This is a genomic window from Pseudomonas nitroreducens (genome assembly GCF_010994165.1).
GTDB lineage: Bacteria > Pseudomonadota > Gammaproteobacteria > Pseudomonadales > Pseudomonadaceae > Pseudomonas > Pseudomonas nitroreducens.
This window is the reverse complement of sequence record NZ_WMBX01000002.1, coordinates 756,024-771,389: the sequence shown is the minus strand read 5'-3', so window position 1 is coordinate 771,389 and position 15,366 is coordinate 756,024. Positions and strand designations below refer to the sequence as shown.

10 protein-coding genes are annotated in these 15,366 nt (G+C 67.5%); 4 read left to right on the top strand and 6 right to left on the bottom strand.

Annotation, left to right across the window (positions count from 1 at the left end; all coding sequences use genetic code 11):
• Window positions 1–20 precede the first annotated feature (20 nt).
• Window positions 21–3,152, top strand: coding sequence for an efflux RND transporter permease subunit (locus GJV37_RS11420; RefSeq protein ID WP_193452487.1), 3,132 nt, complete (start codon window positions 21–23; stop codon window positions 3,150–3,152).
• The gene (locus tag GJV37_RS11415) at window positions 3,149–4,567 is read left to right on the top strand and encodes an efflux transporter outer membrane subunit (protein WP_193452486.1); all 1,419 of its coding nucleotides are present in this window, start codon (window positions 3,149–3,151) and stop codon (window positions 4,565–4,567) included. The genes GJV37_RS11420 and GJV37_RS11415 overlap by 4 nt, the downstream gene beginning before the upstream one ends.
• On the opposite strand, the gene GJV37_RS11410 is transcribed toward GJV37_RS11415, so the two are convergent.
• On the bottom strand, window positions 4,568–4,876 hold the full coding sequence (locus GJV37_RS11410) for an NIPSNAP family protein (protein WP_024765778.1): 309 nt from the start codon (window positions 4,874–4,876) through the stop codon (window positions 4,568–4,570). It abuts the gene before it with no gap.
• Window positions 4,877–5,125: 249 nt separating this feature from the next.
• On the opposite strand from GJV37_RS11410, the gene GJV37_RS11405 reads away from it, so the two are divergent.
• Window positions 5,126–5,818: an MgtC/SapB family protein gene (locus GJV37_RS11405; protein WP_037014770.1), complete on the top strand. Its 693-nt coding sequence runs from the start codon at window positions 5,126–5,128 to the stop codon at window positions 5,816–5,818.
• Window positions 5,819–5,873: 55 nt separating this feature from the next.
• Here the strand turns inward: GJV37_RS11405 and GJV37_RS11400 are convergent, their stop codons facing one another.
• The gene (locus GJV37_RS11400) at window positions 5,874–6,218 is read right to left on the bottom strand and encodes a cupin domain-containing protein (RefSeq protein WP_037014773.1); all 345 of its coding nucleotides are present in this window, start codon (window positions 6,216–6,218) and stop codon (window positions 5,874–5,876) included.
• 243 nt (window positions 6,219–6,461) lie between these two features.
• On the opposite strand from GJV37_RS11400, the gene GJV37_RS11395 reads away from it, so the two are divergent.
• Window positions 6,462–7,817, top strand: coding sequence for an OprD family porin (locus GJV37_RS11395; RefSeq protein WP_024765775.1), 1,356 nt, complete (start codon window positions 6,462–6,464; stop codon window positions 7,815–7,817).
• 226 nt (window positions 7,818–8,043) lie between these two features.
• Here the strand turns inward: GJV37_RS11395 and GJV37_RS11390 are convergent, their stop codons facing one another.
• From GJV37_RS11390 to GJV37_RS11375, 4 genes are all read right to left on the bottom strand, one after another.
• Window positions 8,044–8,760, bottom strand: a complete 717-nt coding sequence (locus GJV37_RS11390) for an SDR family NAD(P)-dependent oxidoreductase (RefSeq protein ID WP_169887618.1) — start codon at window positions 8,758–8,760, stop codon at window positions 8,044–8,046.
• A gap of 714 nt (window positions 8,761–9,474) precedes the next feature.
• Window positions 9,475–12,684 (bottom strand): CusA/CzcA family heavy metal efflux RND transporter, encoded by a 3,210-nt coding sequence (locus tag GJV37_RS11385; RefSeq protein WP_193452485.1) that lies wholly within the window; start codon window positions 12,682–12,684, stop codon window positions 9,475–9,477.
• Between the two features lie 12 nt (window positions 12,685–12,696).
• A complete protein-coding gene (locus GJV37_RS11380; protein WP_170858702.1) occupies window positions 12,697–13,947 on the bottom strand; it encodes an efflux RND transporter periplasmic adaptor subunit in 1,251 nt (416 codons plus the stop codon).
• A gap of 171 nt (window positions 13,948–14,118) precedes the next feature.
• Complete coding sequence (locus GJV37_RS11375) at window positions 14,119–15,327, bottom strand: TolC family protein (protein WP_170858701.1); 1,209 nt, start codon at window positions 15,325–15,327, stop codon at window positions 14,119–14,121.
• Window positions 15,328–15,366: the final 39 nt, after the last annotated feature.

The window sequence follows — 15,366 nt, the reverse complement described above, 5'->3', positions numbered from 1 at the left end:
GCAGCGCCGAGGAACTCCCCATGTCACTGTTCTTCATCAAGCGCCCCAACTTCGCGTGGGTGGTGGCGCTGTTCATTTCCCTGGCCGGCCTGCTGGCGATTCCGCTGCTGCCGGTAGCGCAATACCCCAGCGTGGCGCCGCCGCAGATCACCGTCACCGCCACCTACCCCGGCGCCTCGGCGCAGGTGCTGGTGGACTCGGTCACCAGCGTGATCGAGGAGGAGCTCAACGGCGCCAAGGGCCTGCTCTACTTCGAATCCACCAGCAACTCCAACGGCATGGCCGAAGTGGTGGTCACCTTCCAGCCCGGCACTAATCCCGAGCTGGCCCAGGTCGACGTGCAGAACCGCCTGAAGAAGGCCGAGGCACGCATGCCCCAGGCCGTGCTCACACAGGGGCTGGAGGTCGAGCAGACCAGCGCCGGCTTCCTGCTGATCTACGCGCTGAATTACAAGGAAGGCTCGCAGCGCACCGATACCACCGCCCTGGGCGACTACGCCGCGCGCAACATCAACAACGAGCTGCGTCGCGTCCAGGGCGTCGGCAAGCTGCAGTTCTTCTCCTCCGAAGCCGCCATGCGCGTGTGGATCGACCCGCAGAAGCTGGTCGGCTACGGCCTGTCCATCGATGACGTGGGCAACGCCATTCGCGGGCAGAACGTGCAGGTACCGGCCGGCAGCTTCGGCGCTTCCCCCGGCAGCACCGAGCAGGAGCTGACCGCCACCCTCGCCGTGAAAGGCACCCTGGACGACCCGGCGGAGTTCGGCCGCATCGTCCTGCGCGCCAATCCGGACGGCTCCAGCGTGAAGCTGGCCGACGTGGCGCGCCTGGAAGTCGGCAGCGAAAGCTACAACTTCACCGCTCGCCTGGACGGCAAACCCACCGTGGCCGGCGCCATCCAGCTCTCCCCCGGCGCCAACGCCCTGCAGACCGCCGCCCTGGTGAAGGAGCGCCTGGCCGAGCTGTCGGCGAACTTCCCCGACGACGTCGAGTACTCGGTGCCCTACGACACCTCGCGCTTCGTCGACGTGGCCATCGAGAAGGTCATCCACACCCTGCTCGAAGCCATGGTGCTGGTGTTCCTGGTGATGTTCCTGTTCCTGCAGAACGTGCGCTACACGCTGATCCCGGCCATCGTCGTGCCGGTGTGCCTGCTGGGCACGCTGACGATGATGTACCTGCTGGGCTTCTCGGTGAACATGATGACCATGTTCGGCATGGTGCTGGCCATCGGCATCCTGGTGGACGACGCCATTGTGGTGGTGGAGAACGTCGAGCGGATCATGGCCGAGGAAGGCCTGTCCCCGGCGAAGGCCACGGTCAAGGCGATGGGCCAGGTCTCCGGCGCGATCATCGGCATCACCCTGGTGCTCTCGGCGGTGTTCCTGCCACTGGCCTTCATGGGCGGCTCGGTGGGCGTCATCTACCAGCAGTTCTCCCTGTCGCTGGCGGTGTCGATCCTGTTCTCCGGCTTCCTCGCCCTGACCTTCACCCCGGCGCTGTGCGCCACGCTGCTCAAGCCGATTCCGGCGGGCCATCACGAGAAGCGCGGCTTCTTCGGCGCCTTCAACCGTGGCTTCACGCGCCTGACCGAGCGCTACACGCGGCTCAACAGTGCGCTGGTGAAACGCGCCGGGCGCTACATGCTGATCTACGCCGGCATCCTCGCCCTGCTCGGCTACAGCTACCTGCGCCTGCCGGAATCCTTCGTGCCGGTGGAAGACCAGGGCTACATGATCGTCGACATCCAGCTGCCGCCGGGCGCCACCCGCGCGCGGGCCGACGTCACCGGCCAGGAGCTGGAGAAGTTCCTCGCTTCGCGTGAGGCCGTGGCCTCGTCCTTCCTGGTGATGGGCTTCAGCTTCTCCGGCATGGGCGAGAACGCCGCGCTGGCCTTCCCGACCCTGAAGGACTGGTCCGTGCGCGACAAGTCGCAGTCCGCCGAAGCGGAAACCGCCGCGGTGAACGAGCGCTTCGCCGGTATCAGCGACGGCACGATCATGGCCGTGACGCCGCCGCCGATCGACGGCCTGGGCAACTCCGGTGGCTTCTCGCTGCGCCTGCAGGACCGCGCCGGCCTCGGCCGCGAGGCACTGCTGGCGGCCCGCGACCAGTTGCTCGGACAGGCCAACGGCAACCCGAAGATCCTCTACGCGATGATGGAAGGCCTCGCCGAGGCACCCCAGCTGCGCGTCGAAATCGACCGCGAGAAGGCACGCACCCTGGGCGTCAGCTTCGAGTCCATCAGCAGTGCGCTGTCCACCGCCTTCGGCTCCTCGGTGATCAACGACTTCGCCAACGCCGGCCGCCAGCAACGCGTGGTGGTGCAGGCCGAACAGGGTGACCGGATGACCCCGGAAGCCGTGCTCAAACTCTATGTGCCCAATACCAGCGGCGAGCTGGTGCCGCTGTCCGCCTTCGTCAGCACCCGCTGGGAAGAAGGCCCGGTGCAGCTGGCGCGCTACAACGGTTACCCGTCGATCCGTATCGCCGGCGACGCCGCACCGGGGGTGAGTACCGGCGAAGCCATGGCCGAGATGCAACGCCTGGCCTCCGAGCTGCCGGCCGGCATCGGCTACGAGTGGACCGGCCTGTCCTATCAGGAGAAGGTCGCCAGCGGCCAGGCCAGCCAGCTGTTCGCCCTCGCCATCCTCGTCGTGTTCCTGCTGCTGGTGGCGCTCTACGAGAGCTGGGCGATCCCGCTGTCGGTGATGCTCATCGTGCCCATCGGCGCCCTCGGCGCGGTATTGGCGGTGACGGTCACCGGGTTGCCCAACGACGTGTACTTCAAGGTCGGCCTGATCACTGTTATCGGCCTCGCGGCGAAGAACGCGATCCTCATCGTCGAATTCGCCAAGGAGCTCTGGGAACAGGGCCACAGCCTGCGCGACGCCGCCATCCAGGCCGCGCGCCTGCGCTTCCGCCCGATCATCATGACCTCCATGGCCTTCATCCTCGGCGTGGTGCCGCTGGTACTCGCCAGCGGAGCCGGCGCCGCCAGCCAGCGCGCCATCGGCACCGGGGTGATCGGCGGAATGCTCAGCGCCACGCTGCTGGGGGTGATCTTCGTGCCCATCTGCTTCGTCTGGCTGCTGTCGCTGCTGCGTCGCCAACCCAAACCTGCGCAACAACCGTCGGAGGTCGCGCAATGACCGCCCTGCATAAACCCGCCTGCACCTTGCTGCTGGCGCTGAGCCTGGCCGGCTGCTCGATGGCGACCACCTACGAACGCCCCGAAGCACCGGTGGCGTCGAGCTGGAACAGCCCCGCCGCGAAGACCGGCCAGGCCGCCAGCAACCTCGACTGGCAGACCTTCATCGTCGACAGCGAGCTGCGCAATCTGGTGGGCGTCGCCCTGGACAACAACCGCTCGCTGCGCCAGACCCTGCTGGACATCGAACAGGCCCGTGCGCAATACCGCATCCAGCGCGCCGACCGCGTGCCGGGGCTGAACGCCGCGGCCAACGGCAATCGCCAGCGGCTGCCGGGTGATCTGTCCAACACCGGCAGTTCGGCGGTGAGCAGCAGCTATCAGGTCGGCCTCGCGCTGCCCGAGTACGAGCTGGACCTGTTCGGCCGGGTGAAGAGCCTGACCGACGCCGCGCTGGAGCAATACCTCTCCACCGAGGCGGCCGCCCGCAGCGCGCGCATCGCACTGATCGCCGAGGTCAGCCAGGCCTATCTCACCTATGACGGTGCGCAACGCCGCCTGCAGCTCACCGAGCAGACCCTGGCCAGCCGCGAGGATTCCCTCGGCCTGATCAGCCAGCGGCGCTCGGCGGGTGCGGCCACCGCGCTGGACTACCAGGAGGCGCTGGGGCTGGTCGAGCAGTCCCGCGCCGAGCTGGAAAGCAATGCCCGGCAGAAGCAGCAGGCGCTCAATGCCCTGGTGCTGCTGCTCGGTACCGCCGATGCGGCCAAGCGCATCCCGCAGCTGCCCCAGGACAAGCCCATGCTGATCCAGGACATCGCCCCCGGCACCCCCTCGGAACTGATCGAGCGGCGCCCGGACATCCTCGCCGCGGAGCACGTGCTCAAGGCGCGCAACGCCGACATCGGCGCGGCCCGCGCGGCGTTCTTCCCGCGCATCAGCCTGACCGGCAGCTTCGGCACGTCCAGTGCGGAAATGTCCGGGTTGTTCGACGGCGGCTCGCGGTCGTGGAGCTTCGTGCCGACGCTGTCGCTGCCGATCTTCGATGCCGGCCGCAACAGCGCCAACCTCGACCTGGCCAAGGTGCGCAAGGACTCCGCCGTGGCCGCCTACGAAGGCACCATCCAGACGGCGTTCCGCGAAGTCGCCGACGCGCTCGCGGCGACCGACACCCTGCGCCGCGAGGAAGCGGCGCGCCGCGCGCTGGCCAACACCACCAACGAGACGCTGAAGCTGGCCAAGGCGCGCTACGAAGGCGGCGTGGACAGCCACCTGCGCTACCTCGACGCGCAGCGCAGCAACTTCGTCAACGAGTCGGCCTACATCGAGACCAGCACCCAGCGGCAGATTGCGCTGGTGGACCTGTTCCGAGCCCTCGGCGGTGGCTGGAATGGGGAAGCGACGGCGCAGCGCTGATCAGTCGCCGAACACCGGTCGGAAGAAACTCCGCTCATAGCTGAGGATGCAGCGGGTTTCCTCGGCGTAGCGGAACGCGGCCTGGCACTCGGGGTCGTCCATGGACCGCTGCCGGTAGCGCTCGTAGTCGGCCAGGCTGGGGAAGGTGAACATCGCCAGGGCAATGTCGTTCGCCCCCTCGGAGGGCAGGAAGTAGCCGTGGTGCTGGCCGCCGAAGCGTTCCACCAGCGGGATCCACAGTCGGCCGTAGTGTTCGAATTCCTTGAGCTTGTAGGGGTCCAGCACGTAGCGCAGGTAACAGGTGACCATCTTGCCAACTCTCGTCCGGTGAAAGGGACGCCACTGTACCTATTCCTCGCGGGAACACCCAAACCTGCCTTGCCCCACGCAGGCAGAACTCGTGGGAGCGCAGCCTGCTCGCTCCTGCAGGCTGCGCTCCCCTGTGCAACATCCGCCTGCAACACTGCGCGGCCCGCTAGACTGGCCGCATCTTCAACCATAGCGGGGCACGCGCCCTCCCACGGGCGCCGGCGCAAGGCCGGCGCGGAGCACCACGGCATGTACTTCGACATCATCCTCGACCTCTTCGCAGCGCTCTGCTTCGGCGCGCTGATCGGCATGGAGCGCCAGTGGCGCCAGCGCTTCACCGGGGTCGCCACCCACGGGCTGGTCTCCCTCGGCGCCGCTACCTTCGCCACCCTGCCCTTCCTCATGGGCGCGGAGGACCAGGTAGTGCGCATGTCGGCGCAGGTGGTCACCGGCATCGGCTTCCTCGGTGCCGGCGTGATCATGCGCGACGGCCTCAGCGTGCGCGGCCTGAGCACCGCGGCGACGGTCTGGTGCACCGGGGCGGTAGGCGTGCTGGCCGGCAGCGGCTTCCTCGCGGCAGCGCTGGTCGCCACATTGCTGATCGTGCTGTGCAACCTGACGCTGCCCTCGGTGACACGCTGGATCCAGCGTCACGCGCCGATGGAACCGAGCAGCGAGCGCTACTACACGGTCGAGGCCGTCACCGAGGCCCACCAGGAAGCGCTGGTGCGCTCCACCCTGCTGCGCCGCCTGAGTGCCAACGGCCTGGCCCTGCAAAGCCTGGAGAGCCACGCGCGCAAGACCGGCGGCGAAGTGGAAGTGGCCGCGCTGGTATTGGCCCCCAGCGACAAGGACAGCCTGCTGGAAGCCCTGGTCGGCGAACTGGCACTGGCGCCCTATGTATCGGCGGCCAGCTGGTCGGTCAGCGACGGCCCGCAGTGAGCCGCCCGGAACGCAGAAAGGGAGCCTGTCGGCTCCCTTTTTCATACCCGTCTGGTCAGGCGAAGACGAAGTACTTGCGCACCGTCTCCACCACTTCCCAGGTGCCCTTCATGCCCGGCTCGATGACGAATACATCGCCGGCGCGCAGATGGATCGGCTGCTCGCCCTCGGGGGTGATGACGCAGTAGCCGTCGAGGAAATGGCAGTACTCCCACTTCTCGTAGTTCACCTGGAACTTGCCGGGGGTGCAGATCCAGGTGCCCATGATCTTGCTGCCGTCCGCCGACAGGTAGGCATTGAGGTTGACGGTGTGCGGGTCGCCGCCGATGCGCTGCCACTTGGTGGCATCCAGCACGGGCGTCGGGCAGGTGTCGCGCAGCACGGTAATGAAATCGGACATGTCGGCTCCAGATCGTTTCGGTGAGGGTTCGCCACCCTAGGCATCGACCGCCGGGAACGATTGCCTGGTTCCGACATCGGTTTGCCTGCCAGCGCTGCCCCGCCGCTGCCTGACAGATTTGTCATCCGCCGCTCACCGGCTCGTTATCCACGCTCCTACACGATGCCCGTGGCCCTCGCCACGCCTGGGCGAAAACAACAACAGCAGGCGGTAACCGACCATCCTGCCCTTAGGAGCACATTCATGTATCGCACGCCTCGAAAATACCGACGCAAATTCCCGCTGGCGGCTTCGCTGCTGGCACTGGGCATCGCATCGCCGACCGTCTTCGCCGAAGCGACAACCGAAGAGAAGCCCGAAGGCTTCATCGAAGGCGCCAGCCTGGAAATCCTCAACCGCAACCTCTACTTCAACCGCGACGCCCGCCATGGCCAGTCCGTACCGCCGCGCGGCAACGGCTACTCGGAAGTCTGGGCCCACGGGATCATCGGCAGGTTCGAATCCGGCTTCACCCAGGGCACGCTCGGCGTCGGGGTGGACGCCTTCGCCATGCTCGGCTTCCAGCTCGATACCGGAGATGGCCGCAACGGCGCGGGCAGTTCGGTGGACGTATTGCCCACCGACAACGACGGCCGCACCGAAAGCGACTACTCCAAGGCCGGCGGCGCGGCCAAGGTGCGCCTGTGGGACACGGTGCTGAAGGTCGGCGACGTGTTCCCGGAGACACCCGTGGTGCACTACGGCGACTCGCGCCTGCTGCCCGAGTCCTTCCGCGGCTTCACCCTGCAGAACACCAGCCTGGAAGGCCTGACCCTGCAGGGTGGCCGCCTGCACTCCATGAGCCAGCCGCAATCACGGCAGATGGACGACGGCTTCGCCACCTTCTACGCCGGCCCGGTGGATTCGTCCTGGCTTGCCTACGGCGGCGGTGACTACGCGATCAATGACAATGCCAGCGTCAGCCTCTACAGCAGCCGCCTGAAGGACGCCTGGAACCAGTACTACTTCGGCACTGCGTTGAACTTCCCGCTCAGCGAGGCAGTGGAGCTGTTCGGCGGGTTCAACTACTACAAGTCGCAGGACGAGGGGCGCGAGCTGCTCGGCGAGTTCAACACCAACATCTGGAGCGCCAGCGCCGGCGTGCATTTCGGCGCGCACCGCATCGCCGTCAGCCACCAGCGCAACAACGGCAACAACGACTTCGACTACCTGCGCCAGGCCGACTCGATCTACCTCGACAACTCCATCCAGTACAGCGACTTCAACTCGCCGAAGGAGCGCTCCTGGATGGTCCGCTACGACCTCGACATGGCCACCTACGGCGTGCCCGGCCTGAGCTTCATGACCCGCTACGCCCGCGGTACCGACGCCGACTACTCCAATGCCAACGCCGTGTACATGCGCCGCGACGACAACGGCGACCCGCTGACCGACCAGAAGCGCTGGGAGCGCGACATCGAGGCCAAGTACGTATTCCAGGAAGGCCAGCTCAAGGACCTGTCGCTGCGCGTGCGCCAGGCGACGACTCGCGCCACCGCCTTCGAATCGGACCTGGACGAAGTGCGGCTGATCATCGAATACCCGCTGGCCGTGCTGTAAGGCCGGCGCCTGGCAGGCGGATGACGGAATTGTCAGCTGCGCATCAGCCTGCCGTTAGGCGCCCCTGGGTATAACGGAAGGCATCACCGCCCCCCAAGGCTTCTGGTGATGTTTTCCCCCGCAAGACTGCTCCACTTCCTGGCGCTCCACGTGCCCCTTTGGAGGAAGAGGAACCCTCGGCGCCCGCCAGGGCGCCTTTTTTTCGTGGAGCCTGGAAGGTGCGATGTCAGAAGCGCTCGTCTCGAATCGCCGGCAGGACCAGCTCGCGGACGAACGAAGCTCCCGAAAGCTGCAACAACGCATCGACCATTCGCACCACATCATGCACTGGAACCTGATGGCCTCCTCCTCGGCGAGCGGCATCCGCCAGGGGCGTGGTCAGCGGATCCTCGGTGTTCAGGTAACCCAGCTGGAGCACGCTCACCGCCAGCCTGCTGTCCCTGAAGCCCTCGCGCAGCGCATCGGCCATGCCATTGAGAGCAAACTTGGAAGCACCGAAGGTCACCTCGGGACGTCCGCTCTGGCGCAAGCCGGATGTCGACCCGGTCAGGATCAGTTGCGGCCGTGGCGAGTCCAGCAGCCTGGGAACCAGGCGCCTGAGCAGGAACAGCGTGGCGGTGATGTTCACGTCGACCAGCCTGCCGATGGACTCGTCGGAATCGCTGAGGAAGCAATAGCCTTCGCTGAAGGCCTCCTCCTCCCAGATGCCGACATTGCAGATCAATACATCCAGCTCGGCAGGCGCCTGCGCTTCGATGGCTGACGCGGCCTCTCCGGCGACCGACAGGTCGGCTTCGATCCACTCGAGCTGGACGCCTTCAACGGCCGCCAATGCATCCGGCCGCCTGCGCGATACGCCCACCACGCTATCGCCCGCCCGTCCCAGGCCTTCGGCCAGCGCGCGGCCCAGCCCCCGACTCGCGCCCACAATCATGATGTTCATCGAACGTCTCCCCGGCGCCTGCCTGTCCAGTGTGCTTTTGCGCAGGGGCGAATTCGCCACTGCGCAAAGGTTCGGGCCGGACTCTAAAACCTCAACCTAGCCTGAGGTCAATAGAGGCAATCGCCCAGAAATGGGCCGGAATCGCTGCGCGGAGTTCGTCGTTCCCTTTGGAGCGATGAATAGGCGGGAAGACTGTCAGTCGCCTCGGCAGCCGGGTGCACGGGCGGACAACCGACAGAGAGCACGTCTCCGACTGCTACGGCCAGGAGCGAGCGGCAGCGCTGCAAGTGACCTCCGAGCGCTGGCGGGGCGACACAGGGGGATCGATCCGTGCGATGCCTGGGGCGGGCATTTCCAGGGCCCCACACCAGGCATCCACCACGGTTACCGCCGATCTTTCGAATCGCCCTCCGGGCGGTCGTTTTTCTCATGGGGCTCTTCGATCACGGGGCCTGGACGCGCAGGATCAGGCTCGTCCTTGCGCACCGGTGTCCTGGGCGGTCTTTCGCCCGGCTTGTCGTGCTCGGCGATCGGCCCCGGCCGCGGCTCGGGTACAATTTCCTCTTTCACGCTGCATCTCCCGGGACAGTACTGCCCCTGTACGCTGGTGGCTCGGGGCACAGGCAGGCGGCCAGAGCCGCTGCCACCCCTGTGCCGGACAGAGCGTCGGAGTGGCGGACGCTCCATCGATGGAAACATCCCGGCCGGGATAGTTCAGAGCATTTCCCGACCGTACATCTGCCCGGCTCGCCAGCGGCCGAGGCCAGTTCCCTCCCGCTGCCCCCGGGCATCCTCATCCCGCCGATGCATCCACCGATACAACGCCGGCAGCACCAGCAGCGTCAGCGTGGTCGACGAGAGGATGCCGCCGATCACCACGGTCGCCAGCGGCCGCTGCACTTCCGCACCCGTGCCGGTGGCCAGGGCCATGGGCACGAAGCCCAGCGAGGCCACCAGCGCGGTCATCAGCACCGGGCGCAAGCGGGTCAATGCGCCCTCGCGGATCGCCGCGTCGAGGCCACGCCCCTCCTCCCGCAGGCTGCGGATGAAGGAGATCATCACCAGGCCATTGAGTACCGCCACGCCGGACAGCGCGATGAAACCGACGCCTGCCGAGATCGACAGCGGGATATCCCGCAGCCACAGCGCGACCACGCCACCGGTGAGGGCAAAGGGAATCCCGGTGAAGACCACCAGCCCGTCGCGCACGTTGTTGAACATCATCAGCAGCAACGTGAATACCAGCAACAGCGCCACCGGCACCACGATCTGCAAACGCTGCGCCGCCGACTGCAACTGCTCGAACTGGCCGCCCCAGGTCGTCCAGTAGCCGGCCTGCAGCTTCACCTGCTGCTCGATGTTGCCGCTCGCCTCGGCGACGAACGAACCGATATCCCGCCCGCGCACGTTGGCGCTCACGACCACCAGGCGCTTGCCGTTCTCGCGGCTGACCTGGTTCGGCCCCTGCACCAGTTCCAGGCGTGCCACTTCGCCCAGGGTAATGAAGCCGATGCGCGAATCCGTGGCATTGGCCGGGGCCGGCACCGGGATGAGCATGCGTGACAGGGCGTCGATGTCGCTGCGCAGGCTTTCCGGCAGGCGCACGATCAGGTCGAAGCGGCGGTCGCCCTCGAACAGCGTGCCCGCCTCGCGGCCACCGATGGCCACGGAGACGTTGTCCTGGATGTCGCCGACATTCAGCCCGTAACGCGCGGCACGCTGGCGGTCGATGTTCACGGTGAGCACCGGCAGGCCGCTGGTCTGCTCGACCTTCACCTCGGACGAGCCCTGCACCTGGCGCAGCACGCCGGCAATCTGCTCGGCGGTCTGGTTCAGGACCGCCATGTCGTCGCCGAAGACCTTCACCGCCACGTCGCTGCGCACCCCGGAAATCAGCTCGTTGAAGCGCAGCTGGATCGGTTGCGACAGCTCATAGGCGCTGCCCGGCACGCCATTGGCTGCTTCCTGGATTTCCGCTTCCAGCTGCGCGCGGCTCTTCTTCGGATCGGGCCACTGCTCCTTGGGTTTCAACATCACGTAGGCGTCGGAGATATTCGGCGGCATCGGGTCCGAGGCGATCTCCGCGGTGCCGGTGCGGCTGAACATGCGTTGCACCTCCGGCACCTTGACCAGCACCTGGCGCTCCAGGGCCTCCTGCATGGCCACCGATTGCGACAAGCTGGTGCCCGGCGTGCGCAGCGATTGCAGGGCGAAGTCGCCCTCGCCCAGGCTGGGCACGAACTCGCTGCCCATGCGGCTGGCCAGCAGGCCGGAGAGCAGCACCAGCACCGCGGCGCAGGCGAACACCAGCGCGCGCCGCGCCATCACCCAGTCCAGCACCGGTTCATAGGCGCGGCGCGCGCCACGCATGAGCAGGTTTTCCTCTTCCTTCACCTTGCCGCTGATGAACAGCGCGATGGCCGCCGGCACGAAGGTCACCGAGAGGATCATTGCGCCCAGCAACGCCAGCACCACGGTGAAGGCCATCGGGTGGAACATTTTCCCCTCGACGCCGGTGAGGGCGAAGATCGGCAGGTACACCACCATGATGATCAACTGCCCGTAGATCAGCGCGCGGCGCGCCTCCTTCGATGCGGCGAAGACCTCGTGCATCCGCTCGCGGCGGGTCAGCAGGCGGCCGTGGTGCTGCTGTGCGTGGGCCAGGCGGCGGATGGCGTTCTCGACGATCACCACGGCGCCATCGACGATGATGCCGAAGTCCAGCGCGCCGAGGCTCATCAGGTTGGCGCTGATGCGGTTGCTGAACATGCCGGTGAAGGTGAACAGCATCGCCAGCGGGATCACCATGGCGGTGATCAACGCCGCGCGGATATTGCCCAGGAACAGGAAGAGTACCGCCACCACCAGGATCGCCCCCTCGGTGAGGTTGCGCTTGACCGTGGCGATGGCCTTGTCGACCAGTTGTGTACGGTCATAGACGGTCACCGCCTTGACGCCGGCCGGCAGCGTGCGGTTGATCTCGTCCAGCTTGGCCGCGGCAGCCTTGGCGACGGTGCGGCTGTTCTCGCCGATCAGCATGAACACCGTGCCGAGCACCACTTCGCGGCCGTCCTCGGTGGCGGCGCCGGTGCGCAGCTCGCGCCCCAGGCCGACCTCGGCGACATTGCGCAGGCGGATCGGTGTGCCGTCGACATTGGCCACGACTATGTTGGCGATGTCCTCCAGGCTGCCCACCTGCCCCGGCGCACGCACCAGCAACTGCTCGCCGTTGCGCTCGATGTAGCCGGCGCCGACGTTGGCGTTGTTGCGCTCCAGCGCAGCGATCACGTCCGCCAGGGTCAGCCGGTAGGCCGCCAGCCGGCGGGTATCCGGGGCAACCTGGAACTGCTTGGCGAAGCCGCCGATGGTGTTCACCTCGGCCACACCCGGCACGTTGCGCAGTTGCGGCTTGATCACCCAGTCCTGGATCACCCGCAGGTCGGTCGGCGTGTACTCGCTGCCGTCCTCCTTGCGCGCGCCCGGCTCGGCCTCGATGGTCCACAGGAAGATCTCGCCCAGGCCGGTGGAGATCGGCCCCATGGCCGACTCGACACCCTCTGGGAGCTGCTCGCGCGCCTGCTGCAGGCGTTCGTTGACCAGTTGGCGGGCGAAGAACAGGTCGGTACCTTCCTTGAAGATCACCGTCACCTGCGACAGCCCCGAGCGCGAAATCGAGCGCGTCTGCTGCAGGCCCGGCAAGCCGGCCATGGCGGTTTCCACCGGGTAGGTGATGCGCTGCTCGGTCTCCAGCGGCGTGAAGCCCGGAGCAGACGTGTTGACCTGCACCTGTACGTTGGTGATGTCGGGCACCGCGTCGATGGGCAGTTTCTGGTAGCTGGCGATACCCAGGCCGGCCATGCCGAGGACGGCGAGCAGCACCAGGTAGCGCTGCTCGATGGCAAAACGAATGATGCGTTCGAACATGCTGGCGCCCCGTCAGTGAGCGTGGGACGCCGAGCTCTTGCCCAGCTCCGACTTGAGAATGAAGCTGCCTTCGGCCGCCACCTGATCACCCGCCGAGAGTCCCGCCAGCACTTCCACCTGGCCGGCGCTGCGCAGCCCAAGGTTGACCGGGCGCGGGTCGAAGCCTTCGGCGTTGCGCACGAATACGCTCGGCTGGCCTTCCACCTCCTGGACGGCCTGCTCCGGCACCGCGACCGGCACCTGGCGTGCCGAACTGCTGACCCGCACGTTGACGAACAGGCCCGGGCGCCAGGCGCCATCGGGATTGGCCAGGGTCACGCGGGCCACCGCGCTGCGGGTCTGCTCGCCGAGCAGGTTGCCGACGTAACTCACGCGACCGTCGACCTGCATGCCCAGGTCCGCCGCTTCAACCCGTGCCGGCTTGCCCACCTGAACCCGCGCGAGGTCCTGCGGTGCGACACTGAAACTGGCCCAGACCCGCGACAGGTCGGACAGCGTGAACGCCGCCGTGGTCTCGCTGACCACCTCGCCGGGCACCAGGTGCTTCTCCACCACCACGCCGTCGAACGGCGCCCGCAGCTCGTAGCGGTTGCCGCCGGCGCTGGCCGACACGCCGCTCAGGGCGTTGGTCTTCTGCTGCGCATTGGCCAGGGCGATGCGGGCTTCCTCCAGGTCCTGGCGGGCCTGGAGATAATCCTGCTCGGCGGAGATCTTCTCCTGCCACAGCTCGCGTTCGCGTTCGAAGGTCTTGTTCGCCAGGCTCGCCCGGCGCTGGGCGGCGGCCAGCTCGCTGCGCAACTCGGACACCTGCTGGCTGGCGATCACGGCCAGCAGCTCGCCCTTCTTCACGTTCTGCCCGAGCTCAACCGCCACCGACTCCACCACGCCCGGCGTGCGCGGTACGACGTGGGCAGTGCGGTCCTGGTCGAAGCCGATCTCGCCGGGCAGGCTGAATGCCTCGTCCAGCGCCTGCGGCCCGGCTGTGACCAGTTGGATGCCGGCTGCCTCGATCTGTGCCGGGGTCAGATGCAGGCCTTGCTCTTCGGTTTCGGCTTCCTGGGTGGCGTGATGCTCACCGTCGGCATGGCTCGCCGCTTCGGCATGAAGGGTCGGCGCCACGCTATTGTGGTGCTCGCCGTCCGCGTGGGTCGCATCGTCGTGGTGGTTGCCGCCGGCCTGTTCGCTGCCCATCCAGGCATAGGCGCTGACACCCAGCGCAGAGGCGAGCAGCACGGCGGCGGCGAGAGGGGTTTTGTTGATCATGGAAGCTCCGGGAAGTATCCGCCGGCACCGCGCTGTGACGCTGGCACCGCAAGGTGATGGAGGTTGCTGAAGAGGTCGTGGACGCACCAATGCACCGGCAGGCCCGCCGTCGGCGCCGCGGCAGACGGCGTCAGGGTCACCAGCAGCAGGGCGAGCCAGGCGCGGCGAGCCTTAGCGGGCCGCGCCGACATCGCCGTAGACCCGTTCGATACGGCCCCAGGCATCGCTGACCTGGGCCAGCGCGCGCAGGTACTGGTCGCGCGCGGCGATCAGGGTGCGTTGGGCGTCGAGTACTTCGAGGAAGCCGAACTTGCCCATCTCGAAACCGCGAGTGGCGCTTTCCACGGCGGTCTGGGCGGTGGGCAGGATGGTCTGGCGGAAGGCATTGACCTCGCCCTGGGCGGTGCTCCACTGCTGCCAGGCCTGCTGGGTCTCCTGGCGCAGACGCAGCTCGACGGCGTTGCGCTGGTCGCGAGCCTGATCGGCCCGGCGCGACTCGGCGAGGATGTTGCCCTGGTTGCGGTCGAACAGCGGCAAGGGCAGGCTCAGGCCAATCACCGCGATGCGGTCGCGGTTGCCGTCCTCGATGGCCTCCTGGCTGCCCAGGCTGACATCGAGGTCGGGAATCCGCTGGGTCTTCGCCAGACGCACGGCGGCCTCGCCTACATCGATGCGACTCTGCGCCAGGCGCATCTCGGCGCTGTCGGCCAGACGGCGCAACAGCTCTTCGCTGGAGGGCAGGCCGGGCAGTGAACGGGCTGTCTCGCTGCGCACGCCGGTGAAGTCCGGCGAGGCAAGCCCCATCAGGCTGGCCAGCGCCTGGTTGGCGTCGGCGCGGTCGCGGCGGGCGCGATCCTGCTCCAGGCGCACTTCGGCCAGCTGTACCTGCGCACGATCGGCCTCGAGCGGTGGGGCCTTGCCGGCGCGGACACGCCCGTCAGCCGCGGCCACGCCACGCCGCGCCAGCTCGACGGACTGCTGTGCCAGCCGTTCACGCTCCTGGGCGCGCAAGGCCGTGAAGAACGCTGCGATCACCTCGCCGCGCAGCTGGTTGCGCCGCGCCTCCAGGCTCAGCGCGGCGACGGCCTGGCCGCGCTCCGCGAGTTCCACCCGCGCGCCCCGCTTGCCGCCCAGCTCCAGCGGCTGGCTGATGCCCACCGTGGTGGTGCGATTGCGCGATTCGGTGCCTTCCTGCTCCCAGGACAGCGTCGGGTTGCGCAGCAGGCCGGCCTGCTCGCGCAAGCCCTGGGCAATGCCGATCTCACGGGCGCTGGCAGACAGTTCGGGATTGCCATTGGCCGCAGCCTGCAGCGCCTCCTCGATGCCGATCTCTCGGCTTTGCGCCCAGGCAGGCGACTGCCAGAGCAACAAGGCGAGCAACCCCGCCCATGGAACGAACCCAGTACGTCTTGCAAACAC